The 19834-nt window shown below is 40.4% G+C and carries 16 protein-coding genes and 4 pseudogenes; 9 read left to right on the top strand and 11 right to left on the bottom strand.

All coding sequences use genetic code 11. The features are described from left to right. Positions 1-420: 420 nt before the first annotated feature. Positions 421-561: pseudogene (locus C9J12_RS31205) on the top strand (beta-ketoacyl-ACP synthase); the annotation flags it as partial. Positions 562-760: 199 nt separating this feature from the next. Here the strand turns inward: C9J12_RS31205 and C9J12_RS19440 are convergent. The 3 genes from C9J12_RS19440 to C9J12_RS19430 form a co-directional block, all read right to left on the bottom strand. Continuing rightward, entirely contained in the window at positions 761-3883 is a 3123-nt protein-coding gene (locus C9J12_RS19440) for a hypothetical protein (protein WP_107244223.1), read from the bottom strand. A gap of 536 nt (positions 3884-4419) precedes the next feature. Continuing rightward, positions 4420-5157 carry an outer membrane beta-barrel protein gene (locus tag C9J12_RS19435; protein ID WP_107244222.1) on the bottom strand — a complete coding sequence of 246 codons (738 nt, stop codon included), beginning with the start codon at positions 5155-5157 and terminating at the stop codon, positions 4420-4422. Between the two features lie 136 nt (positions 5158-5293). Further along, positions 5294-6424: a carcinine hydrolase/isopenicillin-N N-acyltransferase family protein gene (locus tag C9J12_RS19430; RefSeq protein WP_170111825.1), complete on the bottom strand. Its 1131-nt coding sequence runs from the start codon at positions 6422-6424 to the stop codon at positions 5294-5296. A 102-nt stretch (positions 6425-6526) separates the two neighbouring features. Here C9J12_RS19430 and C9J12_RS19425 point away from each other — a divergent pair, with 102 nt between their 5' ends. Further along, the gene (locus tag C9J12_RS19425; RefSeq protein ID WP_107244220.1) at positions 6527-7408 is read left to right on the top strand and encodes a LysR family transcriptional regulator; all 882 of its coding nucleotides are present in this window, start codon (positions 6527-6529) and stop codon (positions 7406-7408) included. 185 nt (positions 7409-7593) lie between these two features. Here the strand turns inward: C9J12_RS19425 and C9J12_RS19420 are convergent, their stop codons facing one another. The 6 genes and pseudogenes from C9J12_RS19420 to C9J12_RS19395 form a co-directional block, all read right to left on the bottom strand. Next, positions 7594-9600: a methyl-accepting chemotaxis protein gene (locus C9J12_RS19420; protein WP_107244219.1), complete on the bottom strand. Its 2007-nt coding sequence runs from the start codon at positions 9598-9600 to the stop codon at positions 7594-7596. Between the two features lie 651 nt (positions 9601-10251). Next, the gene (locus C9J12_RS19415; RefSeq protein WP_107244218.1) at positions 10252-10488 is read right to left on the bottom strand and encodes a hypothetical protein; all 237 of its coding nucleotides are present in this window, start codon (positions 10486-10488) and stop codon (positions 10252-10254) included. A gap of 65 nt (positions 10489-10553) precedes the next feature. Next, positions 10554-11289: pseudogene (locus tag C9J12_RS19410) on the bottom strand (IS6 family transposase). Between the two features lie 44 nt (positions 11290-11333). After that, positions 11334-11621: a Bor family protein gene (locus tag C9J12_RS19405; protein WP_107244217.1), complete on the bottom strand. Its 288-nt coding sequence runs from the start codon at positions 11619-11621 to the stop codon at positions 11334-11336. Between the two features lie 171 nt (positions 11622-11792). Beyond that, positions 11793-13124: an ATP-binding protein gene (locus C9J12_RS19400; RefSeq protein WP_107244216.1), complete on the bottom strand. Its 1332-nt coding sequence runs from the start codon at positions 13122-13124 to the stop codon at positions 11793-11795. Between the two features lie 36 nt (positions 13125-13160). Further along, positions 13161-13865, bottom strand: coding sequence for a response regulator transcription factor (locus C9J12_RS19395; RefSeq protein WP_107244215.1), 705 nt, complete (start codon positions 13863-13865; stop codon positions 13161-13163). A gap of 136 nt (positions 13866-14001) precedes the next feature. Between C9J12_RS19395 and C9J12_RS19390 the strand changes: the two genes are divergently transcribed. The 3 genes and pseudogenes from C9J12_RS19390 to C9J12_RS31200 form a co-directional block, all read left to right on the top strand. Continuing rightward, positions 14002-15108 carry an alpha/beta hydrolase gene (locus C9J12_RS19390; RefSeq protein ID WP_107244214.1) on the top strand — a complete coding sequence of 369 codons (1107 nt, stop codon included), beginning with the start codon at positions 14002-14004 and terminating at the stop codon, positions 15106-15108. Between the two features lie 82 nt (positions 15109-15190). Beyond that, positions 15191-15283 (top strand): annotated as a pseudogene (locus C9J12_RS19385) (transposase); the annotation flags it as partial. 180 nt (positions 15284-15463) lie between these two features. After that, positions 15464-15995, top strand: a pseudogene (locus C9J12_RS31200) (transposase); the annotation flags it as partial. A gap of 273 nt (positions 15996-16268) precedes the next feature. On the opposite strand, the gene C9J12_RS19370 reads toward C9J12_RS31200, so the two are convergent. Beyond that, on the bottom strand, positions 16269-16472 hold the full coding sequence (locus C9J12_RS19370) for a hypothetical protein (RefSeq protein ID WP_107244211.1): 204 nt from the start codon (positions 16470-16472) through the stop codon (positions 16269-16271). Between the two features lie 349 nt (positions 16473-16821). Here C9J12_RS19370 and C9J12_RS19365 point away from each other — a divergent pair, with 349 nt between their 5' ends. Then, positions 16822-17211 carry a universal stress protein gene (locus tag C9J12_RS19365; protein ID WP_107244210.1) on the top strand — a complete coding sequence of 130 codons (390 nt, stop codon included), beginning with the start codon at positions 16822-16824 and terminating at the stop codon, positions 17209-17211. Positions 17212-17453: 242 nt separating this feature from the next. Here C9J12_RS19365 and C9J12_RS19360 read toward each other — a convergent pair whose 3' ends face one another. Next, positions 17454-17645: a hypothetical protein gene (locus C9J12_RS19360; RefSeq protein ID WP_107244209.1), complete on the bottom strand. Its 192-nt coding sequence runs from the start codon at positions 17643-17645 to the stop codon at positions 17454-17456. A gap of 44 nt (positions 17646-17689) precedes the next feature. Between C9J12_RS19360 and C9J12_RS30760 the strand changes: the two genes are divergently transcribed. From C9J12_RS30760 to C9J12_RS19350, 3 genes are all read left to right on the top strand, one after another. Next, positions 17690-17842, top strand: a complete 153-nt coding sequence (locus C9J12_RS30760; protein ID WP_170111824.1) for a hypothetical protein — start codon at positions 17690-17692, stop codon at positions 17840-17842. A gap of 229 nt (positions 17843-18071) precedes the next feature. Then, the gene (locus C9J12_RS19355; RefSeq protein WP_107244208.1) at positions 18072-18326 is read left to right on the top strand and encodes a hypothetical protein; all 255 of its coding nucleotides are present in this window, start codon (positions 18072-18074) and stop codon (positions 18324-18326) included. A 511-nt stretch (positions 18327-18837) separates the two neighbouring features. Next, positions 18838-19803, top strand: coding sequence for a TDT family transporter (locus tag C9J12_RS19350; RefSeq protein WP_107244207.1), 966 nt, complete (start codon positions 18838-18840; stop codon positions 19801-19803). The last annotated feature ends 31 nt before the right edge of the window (positions 19804-19834 follow it).

Raw genomic sequence — 19834 nt, 5'->3', positions numbered from 1 at the left:
ATTTTACGCAATAGCCATACCCCGCACTATTATCGTTTATCTATTGCGAGACAACATTGAATCCTGGGAACGACATCACAAAATTATTAACGAACACACCCATAATGGATTAGTTACCATTTAATTATACTTTAGCTGTATGAGTTATTCTTTTATTCGTGAGTCGGTAGGATCTATGCAAATCATTGAAAAATGCCCTTTTTGTCATGAGAGTTCCGTTTTTAATCAAATACACAAAACACTCAAAGAAAAAACGGTTAAGAATAAATATCTTAAATATAAATGCTTAAATTGCTCTACTGAAATTTACTCCCACAAAACTCATCGAGATGTAAAAATGTGCCACGATCGATAGCTAATTAATGAGTAGGGACTCATCTCGATTAACTAGCTAGAAGCTGTAAGTTGGGGTTGTCATAAGATAACGGCGATGAACGTTGTGGCGCATTAGATTATATTTGCGGTGAAGGACGTAATATTAATTGCCAATATATTATGAGCAATAACTTTGCTTTCGGCGGTATCAATACATCTTTGATCTTCAAACGCTGGCAAGATTAGTTCGACGATAGCTATTATCGTTAAATTGCTTAGTATCGTTTAGTTAAGGATCAGTTAATGATTCCGGATTTTTTATGCAACAAAGCCATCTAGATGCGACAGAACCAAAACTGAAAAGTCATAATGATAAAAGTAAAGAGTGCTGGCTAATATCATAACTCAGCACTCCGGTTTGCGACAAAACCCGAAGGTTTTACTGTTATTTACTGAATGTCATATTGATTGTATTCCATTCATATACTTTGCGAGGCTCGCTTTGTTCATCGATTCCAATTGACTTAAAATATGCGTCTTTGTCTTCTCGCATTTTATCTTCATCAAGGTAAGCACCACCCGTCGGTGTGTCGATAAAGTCAATTTTTCCTGAACGAGTAATTACAATCGGATCAACCAGCTCCCAATTGCCTGATGTTAAGAGTGAATCGTCAAGTAAGGTGATCTTCGTAAAGTAATTAGCACTTTCACCTGATATCTTACAATCTAACTGTCCATCCGTATCGTAATTGATAGCCATGTTTGGTATTAATGATGCGCTGTCAGTGTAGTTGGATTCACAACCATCGAAGCGACTGACTAAGACCTTTACCGCCTTTCTCGCGAAAAGGTCATCGTTATCAATAGGCTTAACACTCAAAATTGTAAAATATCCTTGGCCATACTTGGTGATATTGCTCGAAGTTGCAAGATAGCGGCTTTTATATCCTTTTAAAGAGAAAGAGCTTTGCTGCAGCTTCTGAAAGCGATCACTATTTAATCGACTGTCAATAATATGTGATTGAGTATTGCTTGAAAATGCTAATTGGTAGTCTTTATCAGAGTCACCTGATTTTGGTGAATGAACTCTGATTGTCCCTTTGCCAAGCTGCTCTGCTGTTGATTTTTCATACTTTGTACTCTCACTTTCTACGACAGAAAAACTGCTACTAGAAGGGTAATCCTTGATATTAGAAACTTCTCCTGAGAGTGTATTGAAATCATAGCCAAATCGAGACTGTGGCGAGCTTGTTAGTATAAATGTTCTTGTACCAAAGCGCTCAGATGTGACGTTGATATTCGCTTTTTCAAATGGAGAGTAGTAAATATCAAGGCTTTCAGCAGTGATTCCTGGGTGAGGTTCTTTTTCTACCGTAATATAGATTCGCCCACGGACCTGTTGGTAATTTCTCGTATTACCAGTATAAGAAACTGTAAAACCACCGCTCCTCTTCAGTTTAATATAGCCTGTTTTGTTGTTTACCACTTCAGCGACATTAATGTTGTCGATAGTGAAGTTAAGGTCCCAAAGTGAGCGCGATAGAGTTGGTTTATAGTAGACATCGGCTCCTAAAGCAACGGTGGCTGGGTACTTAACGGTTAGTTCTTCAACCGCTTTATGCACCATAACGGTGAATATTGATTTTGATTGGGCAAAGTTTTCGTTGCCACTATCTGTTATTTCAATCGTTGTTGTTCCGGCATAATTGACGGATAGCAGACCTGTTTTGGCATCGACAGTGACGACATCTGTTTGGCTTCCATCTTTTATTTTGTAGCTTAATTCACCTTTCTTACCGCTTACATTGGGAGAGTTAATTGTTTTTGTATCAATTTGATACGTCGTCTCAACATAGTTACTATCAAGCGTTAAACGATTCTCGGCTGGTGTGATATTAATATCGACAATTTTTCTTTGTGATTCTTTATATTGATTATCTTGCGGCCAAAAAATTTCCAATGATGCAGATCCTGCTTTATTCACAGTTAATGCTTCATTACTTTGATCTAACGAAATAGTATTATTTGGGTTGGCCTTTATTGTCACAGTTGGCGTAGCCGTTTCGTTAGCATTTGTATATAAAGTAGAGAATGGAATAGAATCCCCATCCGCAAACTTTTGATTCACCGGTTTAACACTAAAATCATTTCGATCTGCATGGGCAATGTTGACGGTTAGTGTTGTAATGCCTGGCTGATACAGTTCAGATATATCGGTCACTTCAACGATGGTTGTTCCAGCTTTTAATGTTTTTATTTTGTTTGATTCAACTTCAACAATCGTTGGGTCTATGGCTTTAAGTTGTAACGTTCCGATTTGACCAGAAATCGTTAGAGCGTATGGGATGCTAGAGTAGATATAGCTAGCGGATTCATTCGCTAGTGTAGGGTGTAGCGCTTTTACAATATTGAAATCGACTAAAGTAGTGGCATCAACATACTTAGCACTCGTATCTGTAACCTCAACTTTAATATTCCCTAACCTATATGCTGAGAAGGTACCATTTTTTTCATTAAAGCTTGATACGTTGTCACCTGAAATAAGTTTGTATGTTAGCTTGCCTTGTTGATTTTGTGTATTAATAGCAAGTGGTTGAAGGCTATCAGAATACGGGATTTCTTTAGGGAAATTAGCATCGAATTTTTCTGTTCGTTCACCTTTTTCAACGGTGATGTAGTAGGTTTGTCTAACAGGTATTTGAGGTGAGTCTTTAAAAGTGACGAATACAGAAACAAGGGTATGTCCTGTATTGAGAGGTTGGATCTCACCTGTTTCATCATCAATGCTAACAACTTTACTATCACTAACAGTAAAACTATATTCAGCACCACTACTCAGTAACTGTGGCTGGGCTAGCATACTGTATTTAAGTTGTATGTCTTTAAAATCGACAGCGATTGTTTCTTTTATATCTATTTTAAATGGGATTTTATAACTAGAGTAATTACGATTACCTGAATCAATAATAAATCCGCTAACAACACCTGAGTTTTTTGGTGAAATAGCAAAGCTAAAACCACCAACATCACTAAGGCTGAGTAATGACGAAGATGCTGGTTCCATTTCAATATTTAAATCTCCCCGCGGTTTACTAACAGTAAGTAAGCGAGTGAAATCTTTTTGATCTATCACTACGCTTTTAATCGGCGGGGTTGGTGAAATCGCTTTATTTACTTTAAGAGTAAACGTCGATGTCGATGTTTGGTAGTTATCACTTGTATCCGTGACTTTATATGTTAATTCACCGGCATTAAGTATTGTTAGCTTATTCGTAGCAAGATCTAAATCAGCAATATCATTGTAATGTGTACTTAATAATTCAAACCTGAGTGAACCCATTTGATTATTTATATCAGGATAGAGTTCTAAATCGGTGCTGTACGTTGCTGTGATGTCGTTTACTTCCAGCGCAACTCTCGACTGTTTGGTTAGTATTGTACTTGGTGTAGGCACCGTAATGGTTGGCTTTATTGGTGTTGGTGAACCAGAGTCACCACTGCCACCGCCGCCACATCCTACGAGTAAAAGGCTAGTTGATATTATGAAGGCTAACGTTATGTTTTTCATTTTCGTAATAGTCTGTTGTGAAATAATTATAATTATCACTGCAATATTTGAACAGTGTTCGAATGGGAGGGGGTGCAATTTATTACAAAATGTAAACAGTTACAAGAGATATATTAAAGAGCATTAGTATTCACGGGGATCATATTAAAAAGTATGAATAGAATCGATCGCTGAGTTATACCAATCGGTAAAACTGTCTCAACAATATCGTCATAATTTTTAAAATATTGATTAGCTAAGTTCAGTTTTAAGTTGAACTGCAAGGCCCTTTTATTCGAATGCCTGATAACTACCGAGTAGCTTTACCATCTCAAAAGATCACGTCGCGGCCAACAGTGAAGTCAGAATCTACTATGAAATTAGCCTCTGAATCGATATCCACTCAAGCCTTGAAGCATGGATTCTCAGAGAGATAAAAAGTGATACTTTATACTGGCATCATATTAAGGGATAAGAAACTTTCCGTTTCCTACCCATGGACGTTATGGGCTAGGATGGTTCATTATGCCCATGGCTTTTATATCTGTTAATAAAGATTAGAAGTAGTAGTTAGCTTGTAGCCACGCAACTGTGTCATCTTTATCCATATTCAGCTTAGTATTTTTAGCTGTATATTCCACTTTCGCACCCACACTCACTTTATCTGCAACCATAAAACCGCCACCAGCTTCAACTTGGGCAAGATTCGTATTGGCTTTACTCATGTGAGTTACTTTAGGGTTCACATATAACCAATGACCATCATCAAAGCTATACATTGCATATAGACCACCTTGAAATAAGGTGTCCGTTTCTTTTGTATCAATACCCAGAGTATCGGCATCAATACGGGTATAACCAAGGCTTGCCATTGGGAACACACTGATATTATTCGTGACCTGAAATTTATAGATTAAACCTGCCAAGACGGCATTAGAGGTAGATTTATCTCCGCTTTCATAGTGTGTTGCACCTCCTAACACGTCAACAGAATAACCAAGGTCATCAGTAACATGGAAGTAGCGACCACGGTAGTTCACATCACCGCCTTTACCCTTGTCATCCGTTTTATTTTTCACACCAAGATCCAGTGAAAAAATATTTGAGTCAACACCATACATGCCGTTTAACTGAGTGTGGTCTTTAGACGCACTAACACCTAAAGTTGAAAAAGATGCGGTAGGATCCCCGTAATTAATATCTTCTTTAACTTGATCTTGGGCAGCTACATTAGCAGCAGAAACATTGAAAGAAAGTACAGCAACGGTTGCGATAGCTAATATTGACTGTTTCATGATGGTTAATCCTTTTAATTCAGATGAAGACACTTAAACGAAGGTATTAGCGCTGTAAATTAAGAAACATTGTTAATGTCTTCAAAATGTAGAATTGCTTCAACAAAGCCTAAGCAGCCGGATTGCTTATCCTAATTTACTTAAAACAAACCTTGGAATACCCAGAGAAGTTAGGATTATCACCTGACACATAAGCACAGCCTTCGACGGTATCGAAGATCATTGCTTCAACAGTGACAAAGTCTTTACCTTTGTATTTGGTCATGTTGATAGGTCGCTGGCTAAATAACCACTGCATAGACTCAACGGTTAGTTCTGGCGAATAATCAAGGAAATTTTCTGCGGCAACTTCACGAGCAAAGGTACTAAAAAATGCAGTATTGGCATCTATTGCTGAATGTTCAGCAAGAAAACCCTGTTTAAATTCAGCACTGTGATTAGCATGAACAGATCCACGCTCAGAATATTGAATCGCTTTTACACCATTTTCGACCGTAACTTCTATCGCCGCATGATTCCCTTTATCATCCGCAACGGTGAAATTGAATGGGATGATAGTACGTACATCTTTGATAGTATTAAGGAAGATATCTACACTCTTAGCTTGTGTTGCCGCTGCAAAAATAGCGTCCACCGTGACTAAATTTTTGTGGTCAATACCATCGATTCCTGCGGGGGCACCCATAAAATTAATAACAATGCCGACATGTTTACCCATGCCTTGAAAATGTGCTCCATCAGCAACAACGAAAATGGAGTCATCCGTTTTTACGACCGTAGTGTGATCGGTCAAGCTAGTGGCTAGGCTTAAGTCATTGGTTTGACCAACAATGCCGTTATTAAAGGCAATAGAAGTACACCCCTTAATGGTTTCTACTTCTTGTTTTTCCTGCATGCTGCTTTTAACTGCCTGATTCACGCTATAATCAACTTGCGATACCGAAGCAAAAAGCTCAGCCACATCAATACCTCTTATCTTGGCTGAAGCCTCCATCATCGCAACATAATCAGGTGCAATTTTCCGATTGTTCTCAACGGCATGTTTAGCTGCTTTTAAAACATCTTCAGAAAATTCACCTAAAGGTTGTTTAGCCATGAATTGTGCTAATGAAGCCTGAGCTTGGCCGCTCATATCTTTGATGATGGCGCCATTTTGTACGGCTTCTCGTTCAGCATTAAAAAAAGGTAAGTCATCACCTGCGACAGGTATATTTGCGAATACTGAAAATGATGCGGTTAAAGTCAGTGCAATAATGGTCTTTTTCATAATAACCTCGAATAGCTTGCTGTTAATATTGAGAACGAATGTATTATTGACCATATTTTCAATATCATTTAAGAGGTTTCCTATGGTAATAGCAGAGGATTTATGATTAAGCTTGAGTTACTGAAAAGCTTTATCGCTGCAGCAGACACTGGATCTTTTAGTGCAGCAGCGAGGGGGCTCGGCAAACACCTTTCGACTGTCAGTGGCAACATTGCGCGCTTGGAGGATGAACTGGGTGTTGTGCTATTTGATAGAAAAGGAAAGTATCCAGAAATTACAGCTGAAGGGTTGAATCTTTACGATAGCGCAAAGGTTGTCGTAGATAGTGCAGAGCGTTTTAGTAATAATGCATTACAGCTTTCAATGGGTGTGCCAGCTAAGCTGACACTTGCGTTAGATCAAGATATTAACGTTGACCATGTGCTCGCTTCTTTGCCAGAATTTCAAAAAAAATGGCCTCACCTTCGATTAACGGTGGTTAATTTAAGCTCGCAGGATATTTTTAAAGGTGTTAAACAAGGAACCATTGATCTCGCCTTATCCCAAACTCTTGAAGGACAAAGTAGCTTTTATGAATTCATGGCTATTGGTCATAGCAATGCCAAAATAGTTGTGGGGAAGGGACATCCGCTAGCACGAAAACGTCATATTTCGAATGATCAATTAGCAATGGTAACCCAAATATTATCAAGCTCGCTGCAAAACCAACCGAATATGATGGAGATATCGAGGATGTCTCCTTATGTATGGTTTGCGCAGGGCTATCATGGTGTGGTTGATATGGTGAGAAATAATTTAGGCTGGTCGCTATTAATGTGTGGCAATATGCCTCTTCCTGAAGGGGTTACAGAGCTAGATGCAGAGTTCGCAAAAACAGAATTTTTTATTCAATACGATGCGATTTGGCCTAAAAACAGATCACTAAGAGATGTGGACCTTTATTTTATTGAAGCGTTTAAGACACTGTTGAGATCGACAGTGTGAGATTTTAATGTCAACCGATAATGCCAAGGATAAAGCAACCTCAGCATTTCAACAAAACCCTAGAGTATGGAAGTGCTCAAAATAGATATCTCACTAGAAAAAACAATGCCGCTCACGTTAAGTGAGCGACATTAAGCCAAGAGTTCTCTTTTTTATGAAAAAAGTATCCGTTAAAAACGGATTTACTAAGAGGCTACATCCAATTTAAATGCCGTCACTTCATGCACTAATTCAGCCATACGTTGTTGAACAACCTCCATTTCAGCATGAATGCTAACAATCGTTTGATTCGTGCTTTGCGCCATTTCTAATAAATTATCAACATCGGCATCGACAGTGTTTGTTGTTTGCGATTGTTGCTCAGACGCGGTAGCAATACTGGTATTAAACTCAGCAATGTCATTTACGGTACCAATCAACGCTTCCATTAATGTTTTCGTTTCTGATACAACGTTTTGAGTTTCGTAACTCGCTTCACGGCTTTGCTGCATATTCACAAATGATACTTTAGCATTCTCACTGATACCATCTAGCAAGTGTCGTATATCTTCTGTTGATTGCTTACTACGCTGCGCCAATGTTCGCACCTCGTCAGCGACTACAGCAAAACCTCGACCTTGCTCACCTGCACGGGCAGCTTCAATTGCTGCATTCAACGCGAGTAAGTTCGTCTGCTCAGAAATTGCATTAATCGTATCAAGGATCTGCGATACATTGACCATCTGCTTTTCTAGCCCTTCAATGCACTCATAAGTTTGATTAACACTATCAAGCAAGCGTGTGCTGGTAACAAAAGATTGTTCACCATGATCATAACAAGCCATCGCGTTGGTTTTCACCAAATCAGTGCTCGTTTGTGCTTCACCCGTAATGCCTGCAACTTGATCACTCGTTTGCGCCATTTCAGTCATCGCAGCGGCAATACTGTCACAACGTTGATGGGTCTGCTCACTCACCGTGCGCGCTTTATCAACCAAGGCGACCATGGCCACCATTTCCTGTTGAGTCTGACTCGCAACACGTAGTGACTTTACTAAAGTGCCACTCAAACTAAGAGTAAGACCATCAAAATGACGAGCAATTTCCCCTAATTCATCAGATTGGTCATCAGATAAACGTACGGTGAGATCTTTGTTTCTAGCCATCATATCCAGCTTTTGCGTAAAGCCAGATACACGACGACGCAGCTTTATAACAGACTGCATAGTTAGCAAGATCAAAGGCAAGATCACCAAAACACTTAAGCAGATATACAGTAATCGAACAAAACTCGCATTCTCTCGGTTAGCTTGAGCTTTTAATAAAATATCAGCAGTCAAACTATCGCGTAATCCTTTGACTAAACCAATTCGTTGAGTGGCCAAACCAAACCATACAGAAGCTGTCGGGCCTTGAATGGATGACAACGTATTTTTCTGAGATAAATACTGTTGTTGAATTGTCATCACTTGCTGCCAAGTATTGGTTTGCGCTGTTTCGCTAATACGACGTTTAGCATCACCTTCCAATAACATGTTAGCTTGACGTAAAGCGTAACGCTCGGCATCAATATAACTACTGACTTGAGCATGTTGGTCTAACGAAGAACGCTTACCCGCAAAAGCACCGTTTAATGCACCCCGAGCTTTACCTGCTTGCTCTTTAACGACAAGCAAAGACAGCAACCCTTGCAGTTCTTGTTTTAAATCACGGTTGCTAATTTGTGTCAGCAACATAGATAGGTTATCGAGCGATAAAGTATTCACATTTGAATAATAAGCAAAGGGGGAATCAACAATGGTTAAACGATCCACTTGCGTACGAATATTTTGACGATTATCCAATTCATTCTGTACAGCACGCAACAAATCACGCACTAAAACTATATCAAGGCTTTCTGGTTTAAATTCAACTAAATTACGGTAAGCCTGATCAGCAACGTTACGTTGATTATTCAATTTATCACGCTGCGTACCTTGCCCTTTAGCTGCGATAACGCCCGCAGTTAAACCACGCTCAACCGCAAATTGATGAGCAACTTCATCGTAAAGGTTAAACAGTTCAATAGTTTCACTTGATACATCTGCATTAGCAAGTTGCCTATTTGCAGCATCAATTTGCATTCCAATAAAGAATAATAAAAAAGAAGTTGGAATGATAAAAACTAATAATATTGTCGTTCGAATTGTAATCGAGCGAAATGGCTTAGGCATGATTAACCTTAGTGATAATGTATATTACAACTGCATAATTTATCAAATGACGCCGCATAAAAATACAATACCCCACAGGTATTTAAGGCAATCGTGACCCAGCGCAATAAGGGTCAATTTCTTGACTTTTAACGTCATCATTCAGTCTTAACATTACCGTTATCACCACAATTAAACACTCCATAAGTGGTATTTACAGAAGCAAGGCGAATCATTCCTGGGTAAATATTCATAATGGAAATATGACATACAAAGACAGGCCCGAGATTATTAACCGCCTCTTGCGATAGTCTGATTAAGATAAATTTACTATTAAAGGTTATAGTTATACTTGGCAAATGATAACAATAAAGCGAGTAATATACTCAAGCCATAGTTACCCACTGTTTTTGTGGATAAGAACTTTTAAGCCTTTTAAAACATATAGATAACTATTTCAATGATAATAACTATAATATTTATCAATATTAAATTGAAATAATGCAAAACGCTTACTGAATTGTAGCCGATGTAGCTGTAGCCGATTGTAGCCGCCCGCGAGGTGTGGCAAATGAAACCGCTAGAAATGACAAATGCCTATTTTGCCATTCTGGGCGGTTTCAGTGTGAGAGGTGTTTAATAAATGGAGTTCTTAAACTCTTTAAACGCTGTTTAAACGGTTTGAAGGGGGTGTTGAACCGTAAACACCTGTGAGTAACTCTGCATCGCCTCATTACCCTCTCGGGTAGTGGTAAGGGTGATGGTTAATCGCTGGTTTTCTACAGGTATCAATGTTTCACCCAATAATAATTCTGTATCTAGTGCGTCACCATCTAAGGCTGCTATTACTATCATTGCCGCGTGTTCGGCGGGTATCGTATCAAGTACACCTCGCTCAACCTCTGCCATATCATCAACAAGGGAGTGTTGCAAATAATCAGATAAGGCAGATCTAGCCAGTCATTGGCTTAAAATTACGAGTAAATCATCTCAACATTGAATAAACGATTCATAAGGCGGATCTCTCCAGCACAATGGTTTCACGTTCATCATGACGTAACCAAAAATCAAATCGCCCCTTGTTTAACATCCGTAATGATTCAAATTCCTGGATGGTTGACCAGGCGCGTTTTCATATTTTGAAACCGCCGGTGGCGGCAACGAGCTTCTTGATGGGGGCGTGATCGGACTCGATACCATTATTGAGATACTTCACTTACCGCTGCTCGACATCCGCTCGCAGTCGTCCCTCCTTCTTCAAGCGGGCTATCGCATTGGCGTAAGAGGAATGTTTGTCGTGTTTAACGTTTTAGGCTGATTATCTAAGTCGTAATATCTCAGGCTGCGCCTAAGAAACTGATTCGCGGCTTCTTTATTACGTTTGTGAGAGAAATTGAAATTCAGCGTTTCGCCTTGTTTATTGATGGCACGGTAAAGATAGTGCCATTTTCCCTTCACTTTGACGTAGGTTTCATCGAGCTGCCACGAAGAGTCTGTCCTGATGAATTGATGGCGACGTAACTTCTTGCGTAATGTCAGGGCATACTCAATAAACCAACGATAAATGGTCGAACGATTAACCGAAATCCCTCGCTCTGCCAGCATGTCGCTGAGGTTTGCGTAGCTCATTGGGGTCGAACCATACCAGCGCAGGCACCAGAGAATGATTTCAGGAGCAAAGAGTTTCCATTTGAATTCGGGGTTGGTCATTGAGCCGTTGTTTTGTTTACTGTTCCAGCTAGTGGTGTGATTGCTTAAGCTTTGCAGTAAACACGTGCTTCACGTGGCGTGTAGATACCAAATGTCACAGCGGCTAGTAAGCCGTTTACAAATGTTTCTTGTACTTCTACTTTTGCTACCTTGTCGATACCGTCACATACTTTTGCAGCATCAATTTCTTTCTTCTGTGCTAGACCGCTGATAAAGAAGTGATGAGACTGTTCAGTCGTTGGTTCACTTTCTTGTGGTGTCATTACGAAAGTTTGTTGTGCACAGCCAGTTGCTACTAATGATAGGGCTGTGATAAGAATTAGCTTTTTCATGTTGTCTCCAAAATATTATTCAATAATTTGGTCGGAGGCTGTAAAGGTGTTTAAAAACACATATTTCATAAGCTAATATTTAAGAAAAGCCTGTTTAATAAATATTTGTTTAAAAGTGGTTTTAAAGCATCCCCGACCGATGTTGAGTATTATTCCAGAGTCCCGCTTTGCTTACTGTATGGGTTTGTCAGTCAATTTATTACATACTGGAAATGTCATTATAAACAATGCACCTTGTAGAGTTTGACTTCGCTCAATCTCGATAGTTGCGTCATGTTGTTCACAGATCTTTTTAACAATAGATAGCCCCAAACCATGTCCACTCTTCGCTTTATTACGTGCTTTGTTCCCTACATAGAATGGTTCAAATAAATGCGCTTTATGTTCTTCTCCCACACCTGGACCGTCATCATGGATTGCAATTCGAAGCTTATTATTATCAGCGGCAACTTCTATTAACACTTGAGTTCGCGCATATTTGAAAGCGTTGCGGACCAAGTTATCTAAAGCGCGGTTGATTAACCGTCGGTCAGCCTCAATATATAAGGCTGAATTATCAATGACTTGAGGTTGAGACAGGTGGATATTGAGATCGGTTTCTTTCATCCAACGATTCATCGTGTTATTAAGAATGTCGGCAGGCAATAATGATTCGCGCACTAATTCAAGACGACTATTATCTAGCTTGGCGTAGTACAAGAGCTCATCGACCATTTGTTCCATTTCTTCAGTATCTTCCACGATACTCTCAACGGTGGCACGCTGTTCATTACTGAGTGACGTGTCTTTCAATAACTCAGCTTGCCATTGAATACGAAATACTGGGGTTCGCAATTCATGAGCTACGGCGTTAGTGAGGGAACGATTACTTTCAATGAGGTGGAAAATTCTGTCTGCCATGATATTGAATGACTTGTTCAATGTACCAATGGAGCTGCCACCGGATGTCTCCGCTCGAGAAGATAAATCACCCTCAGCAAAGCGAAGTGTTGCTTGCTCCAGCTTGTTTACGCGGCGAAAGATAATCAATAGGTGACCTAAGCCATAAACGACAAAGCTAGATATAAAGAATACCCAAAGCAAATCGTCTTCGAACTCAATTTTTTCTCGGACTAGAGTCTGCTCGTTAGGGAAGTAATGGTAGGTGTTATTGCTTCCAGAAAGACGAAACCACAGATCTCTTTCTTCATCGTAGAAGACTGGAATAGTAGGGTTGACGGTGAAAAAATCAGTGACCAACTTGGGTATATCATCTCCTGATTCATGAACTCTCAGAATGTTTCTTGTTGTCTCAACAAATTGGTTAATTGCTTGGTGGGCTACATCAATACCCTGGTTTTTAGCGATATTGTCTAACAATTGTTGGTGAGCAACCGCTTCATAATCTTGAAGTACAAACTCATAGTCGGTATTGAGTTGATAAACGGAGATTTCATAAGTTATCAACCCTGTTAAAAAGCAAGCCATTAAGCCCACCATGGATTCCAGATAGATACGTCGCATTAGCGTCCTCTTCACTCGCGCTCGACCTGAGCGCTGTTAATTCCAAGCGGTTGAAACAAACAGGTAGCCTTTCCCTCTGATTGTTTGAACCTTCTCTGCTGCAGCGTTGCCATCTCCGAGCAGTTTTCTTAACCTGACCACTTTGTTATCGATAGTTCGGTCGATACCATCGTACTCAATACCTCGTAGTGTTTGAGTTAGGTGGTCGCGAGACAAAGGTGCATCAGGGTTACTTGCTAACAGCCAAAGCAGATCAAACTCGCTATCTGTCAGTGGTAATACTGCACCAGCGAATTCACACTTCTTGTACTTGTTTTTAAGGACGAGTTTGCCAAAGTTAAGCAGATCAGGGTTATCGATTGAAGCTGTAGCGTTATCTTGACGGCGAAGCAGGGAGCGAACTCTCGCAAGTAATACTCGGGGCTTGATTGGCTTGGTAACATAGTCATCAGCACCAATTTCTAGCCCGGCAACATGGTCAAAGTCATCGTCGCTAGCGGTTAGTATCAAAATCTTACCCCGATAGAGTGTACGAGTCTGTCGGCAGATTGTAAGCCCGTCAGTTACAGGCAGCATAAGATCAAGCAAAACAATATCTGGCTGCTCATCAAGGATTATTTGTGCAGCGTCACTGCCGTCGTTTAATGCCATTACATCGAAGTTTTGTGTAATAAAGTAATCTTTTAGCATTTGTTGAAGTTTTAAGTCGTCTTCAACGATGATCATCTTCGGTTGTGTCATTCAGTCTCTGCCTTGTAGTCCTTGAGTTACGATCGTCATTCTAACTATGTTGGGTACAATTCCATACATGGTCGCGACAGTAAATTACATTTTTCCTCAATAAAATAGCCCCAGAATCAAAACTGGGAACAATCAAATGAATCATTACCGCACTATTTTACTCGCTGCCTCTCTTATTCTTTTAGCTGGGTGCAACTCTGGCTCTCACGGTGGTACCTCGAAAACTAAGCCAACCGCAACGGCTAAACCGCTAGCCAATTACAAATTCACGAATGAAGCATTAACCGAACTAGTAGAAGAGCGCCAAGAAATTCTTGAGTCTATGCGTTTGTCTTACGACGGAACTATGTATTCAAAAATGGAGTTTGCTGAATCATTTGGTGACGAAGTCACACTAGTAAAGTTAGCTGATAACAATGGTAATAGTTTAGATCTTTACTTGCGTGGTGCCGATGAAGGAAAACCGTGCATTATTTATAAAGATTCGAGCACGATCGATACTTTCGATTGCAGCCGTTCAGCACGCTCCATATCTAACGATACGACATTAATTAAAACAACGACAGGTAACAAACGTTCAGTTGAGCTTGAATACTACTCAGAGGCAGAAGAGGTTTTGGGCAGTATTGGTTCGACAATTTTGACTTCAACAGTGACTGCTGACCAAGTCAATATCACGACTTCATTTGCTTTCAATGGATTCTTTAAAGATATCTTGGGTGAAGACGGAACGGGTGAGCGAATTAACTCCACACTTGGCTTCACAACTTTCTTACAGCTTGGAGATATTGTACAAGCTAACGAAGGAAGCAACATGGTGATGACATTCAATACTCATATTGGTGGTAGTGGTGACGACGATATCAACATGTACACTGGGAAAATGATCAAAAACCATAATATGAACACTGTCGTAACAGCTACAGGCTCGGTTTTCTCTGGCGGTACGGATTTATTCGCAGCAGGTAAGCAACGTATATTACAACGTTCAAATGTGAATAACGCTATTGAGTTAAACAAGCAAGTTGGTGTACACAGCTGGGGTGACGGTGATAAAACAGCCAAAGAATTCCCATACACTGATGAAAGCCACCGTAAACAGGCGACTTATTTTAAAACTGTGATGGGTGACAAAGGCATCGACTTTTACTTGTTTACTTTAGATTCAGCCCCAGCAAACGGAGCTCATTGGATGACTAAAGCTGACTCTGATAAATATGGTTTTATTACTCAAATAGACTAGGTTGAGAGTTCAATAATAAAACAGCAGCTTAATGAAGCGGCTGTTTTATTTTAGTGCTTTTTCAGCTCGTCTAATATGTAACTACCCTCAGGATATACGTAGAGCCATCTACACCACCAATGTTATCGAGTCCTTGAACAGTGTTATCAGGAAAGCGATAAGAAACATGAGCATAGGCTGCCTACGGCAGCAACTAACAACCTGTTAGTTTTACTGTTCATAACAGGCATAGACAGGTATCTTCCTGTCTATGCACCCAGACAAACCACTCAAAGCCCTTTTCAATCGACAGCAGGAATGGCTGACGTTCCTCAACAAACACATCGGTCACGTTCGTGAAGCAGTCATTGAGAATGTCAGAAAGGAAAGAGACTGGCGTCACTTTCTCGATAGCCAGTACCAACGGTACTGGAAAGTGCACTTTGCGAAGAAGACAGACAATATCTTGCAGACGGTCAGTTACCTTGGCCGTTACCTAAAACGCCCTCCGGTGTCGGCCTCACGTCTGCGCCATTACAGCAAAGGGGCATGTTGACGTTTGATTATCTGAATCACCGTACAGGTCAAATTGAAAGCTTAACGCTGCCGCTGGCCGCGTTAATAGAAAGGCTGGTTGAACATATCCCCGACAAAGGCTTCAAAATGATCCGTTACTACGGTTTTTTTCCAATCGTCATCGGGGTGAGATGTTGCCCAAAGTGTATGACGCCTTAGACATGGAAGAGAAAAAGAAACCCACCTTGCCCGGTTATGCCGCGATGCTGAAAGGGTATGTCAATGTTGACCCATATGAATGTGTGCTGTGCCAAAGTCGGTTGGTTTTCAATGGGTATCGAGCCGGAACGCCGCTCTCAGATTTGACGGCTTCGACGTTGGTGCCGGCCTGATGGCCGGTACGGGATAGGTGTATTCAAATGACGGTAAAAAGGCAATATCTGTTTAATAATGCGGCGTTGAATGGCGACGAAAGAAACGTAGGCAATAACAGAGGTGAAAAAGAGTCAGTTTGCGCCTGCCTCTGTTCATGGTAAGGAATATTGAAATTCCTTACCATAAATACAAGGCCCGCCCACGAGATCCTGCACAATCCCACCTACTCTCATATTTGTCATTCTTTATGGTCGGTTACAGAAAACGCTAGAAATGAGTCTAACCTTACTTTAGCCCACAGCTTCCATTAACATTGGGAACAATACCTGCCAGCTAAAGACTACGATTGCCACTATCACAACTGTCCACACTAAACGTTCGATCCAACTCTTGCGGCTATAGTAGTTAAATGGGTCTGGCTCACCGCACTGTGGGCAGTTATGGGCTCGTTTTGAAATTAGTTTTTCGCAAGTTGGACAGGCAAAAAGTGGCATATGACTTTACTCCTTCCGTTACAGTGACAATCTAAAGGTAGTGCAAAAATAATACGTTATTAGCAACAATTAATAAGTATATTCAATAATATCAAGATCTACCTGCTTTGCTTTATGCTACTCATGAACTGTCTTAATACGTACAACACATTTCGGGGCAAAGATGAGTCAACCAAGAGTTTAACATCAGTACGGTTCACAGTTTAACGATGATACCCGACAAACAGCAGTCACTTTTGATTGAAATTTAAGCAGATTATTTTTGGTTTTTCTTGGTTTTCTGAATTAGAGTGAACCTCTCCGGTGCTAGACTTAAGGTCAGCATATAATAACTAATTGGAAGAAAGTAATGAGCTATAAGCACATATTAGTGGCTGTTGATTTATCTCAATCCAGCCAGATAGTGATTGATAAAGCGATCTCATTAGCTAAAGGCGCTAATTGCAAACTTTCATTTGTTTTTGTGGATGTTGATAAGGTGGTTTTGGCACAAAAAGAAAAACTGACATTACAGAAAGAGTTACAAACACTGGTGGATCAGAGTGATTATCCGATTACAGACACCTTAGTAGTCATAGGCGATCTCCATATAAAACTCTCAGGGATAGTTAAAGAAATGGATATCGATTTAGTTGTTTGCGGCCACCATCATACATTTTTGAGTCGTCTATTCTCATCTGTGCCCAAATTGGCAAATGCCGTTGAGACCGACTTATTAGTTGTTTATCTTGACCAATGATGGCGATGATTTACGGATACCCATAAAAACTGTGAGTTGACTCAACCATTTAGATAGAGATACAGGCGCTTTAGTCTACAATCAGGAAATCATCCAGAATCTGATAAATCTGCTTTATATCGTCATCGAAACACCTAGCCATGAATGGCGGCATTTTGCGGGCGCATATCGGACGAACCACCAAAATGATGGAAGCATCGTATTCGTAAGGCGTACCGAACGTCATACCCGTTTGCGTGCCATTAAATCAGCCCTTCTTCTCGGGCCTGATCTAGTACAGCCTCATCTGCATCTGCCATCACCACTTCCCAGAGTTCACCGATCTGATCGGCCTCTTCGCCACTGGTCAGCTTCTCCAACTTATCTAGATGGCGCAGTGATTCAATGGTTAAATGCTCTTTAAACAGGGCTTGGGCTTGGTTTAAATGGGTCATCATCTGTCCTTTTTGGTTAACTCGCAGTAGTAACCGCTTCGGTAATGAATGCAAAAGCATCCGGTAAAGTGCTTTCTAATATCTGGGGCGCTAACAACCAAGCGGCAAATCATTCACTGTCATTGATGTCACCGTATTTCGTTAATGATGGTCGTACTTTCACCTGCGGCGAAATAGAAAGCTTACCCACTCAATAGTAGACCTGATGGCCCATTTCGTGCGCCCAAGTCGTCACAATTCTGACTGATAAATTAAGTTAATTCTCTGCCGCCGCTGAAAATGACCAATATCGCGGGAGGCAAGATGCGGTAAGTGTCATCATCAAGGGCTAACTCACGCTTGCCTTCATGGGTATACCTAGGAAATTCAGATACATTTTTGAGCCAGTCACCATCACGGTAATGGCTTCAACGCAGAGGGCTAATAATGGACAGTTTATCGAAACCAAAAGATAAGCCGCACCATTGCAGTGCGGCTTTGTTCGATTTACTTACCTTCGTCTACCTACTCAGCACACGCAAGGTTTTTTCTGTATATCGTCTTTCTGTCTTCGCCACTCATTACGATGAGTATGCCGTATTCGATGCTATAAGTAGCTTTATCGAACTAGTCTGTATTGGCGAAGTAAAACAAATTTTCGGTGTATCTACCAAATTGTTAACACTGAAGTTGTCGACTTAGTGCTTTTCGCATTACACATTTACTTACGTTTTTACTTGTTACTTTGCTTCTTTTACTTATTACTTCTTTTACTTGTTGCTTTGTTGCTTTGTTGCTTTGTTGCTTTGTTGCTTTGTTGCTTTGTATCGTAAGGTACCTGATGTAATCACCAAGCACACCCTGAAACCTGCATTCTGAGTAAGACGAGTACCGCTCATATCCTCCGAGAAGCTAAACCATTTAAACACTCAATACAGGTTACAACTTAAATATGGTCAAGGATTGCGAATTAAGCAAATTATTTTTCTATATCTATAGAGACAACTGCAAAATTTCATTTATCCAAAGATTTACACTGACTTTCACCGCTAAAACGACGATAAAATGTTGATTAGAAATGCCACTTTTAAGCATCGATTAAACAATAGAATGTTATTTTAGTGTAACATTTGTAACGGGTTCTCTAGCGCCAGATTTGAGTGCATTCTTAACCCCACGAAAATGAATCGAAATCAGAAGGATTGTGATATAGATGTCACCGATAGGCGTTGCTTTACAACAAGTTCCTACAGCCCAAGCCGCATTAGCATTGGCTTTTACAGGGTTAGGATTAGCATGGTCACTCTTTTTACCCAGTAGTGGCGATATTATTCGCGGAATATGTGCTCTTATTGGCGCCTGTCTATTAATACCAGTAGTACTCAAATATATCTTCAATCCGCAATTATTTATTGTCGATTTAAAACACCCGCTTTATGGCAGTTTAATGGCACCGATGTCGATGACTATGCTGGTTTTATCAGATTATTGGTCTTCTATGCATGTCGTGAGTGCCCGCTTACTTTGGTACCCAGCCTTACTGCTTCACTTTACTATGATGATACTTTTTTTTAGTTTTCAGCTACGTAAATTCCGCTTAATCCATCTCTACCCTAGTTGGTTTTTATACCCTGTAGGTGCTATCAGTGGCACGTTAGCAGGCGCTCAACTAGGACACTCTGATTTAGCCGTTACCATGACGCATTTCTGTATCGCTGTATATTTTATCATGCTACCTGTTGTGCTATATCGTTTGTGCTTTGCAGGTAGAATGCCTCGTCCAGCAAGGCCGACATTGGCCATTATGGCCGCCCCCGTTAACCTTTCTTTAACCGCCTATTTACTAAATGTTGCTGAACCCGACCCTGTTTTAGTGGGCGCATTAGCAGGTATTGGTATCACCATGACTATTCTGGTGTATTTGTGTTATTTCGATCTTTTAAAACACCGGTTTCAACCATCATTAGCGGCTGTTACTTTTCCTTCGGTAATCAGTGCGGTATCGATCGACCGTTTAACCGACTGGCTAGTAATTGATCATCCACACTGGGCTTGGTTAGAACGATTAGGCATATTTGAAATTACCGTCGCAACTGGGTTAGTCTTGTGGGTAGGGTGGCATTATATTTTTTATTACTGGCCAAAAAAAAAGCCCGTAATTAGCTTATCAACTAAGTAACGGCTATCAATCAGCATTCTCTTTATAACTT

Origin of the sequence: Photobacterium frigidiphilum (assembly GCF_003025615.1) — a bacterium.
GTDB classification, from domain to species: Bacteria; Pseudomonadota; Gammaproteobacteria; order Enterobacterales; family Vibrionaceae; genus Photobacterium; species Photobacterium frigidiphilum.
Note: the sequence above shows the minus strand (reverse complement) of the source record. Positions and strands in the feature narration are given on the sequence as shown.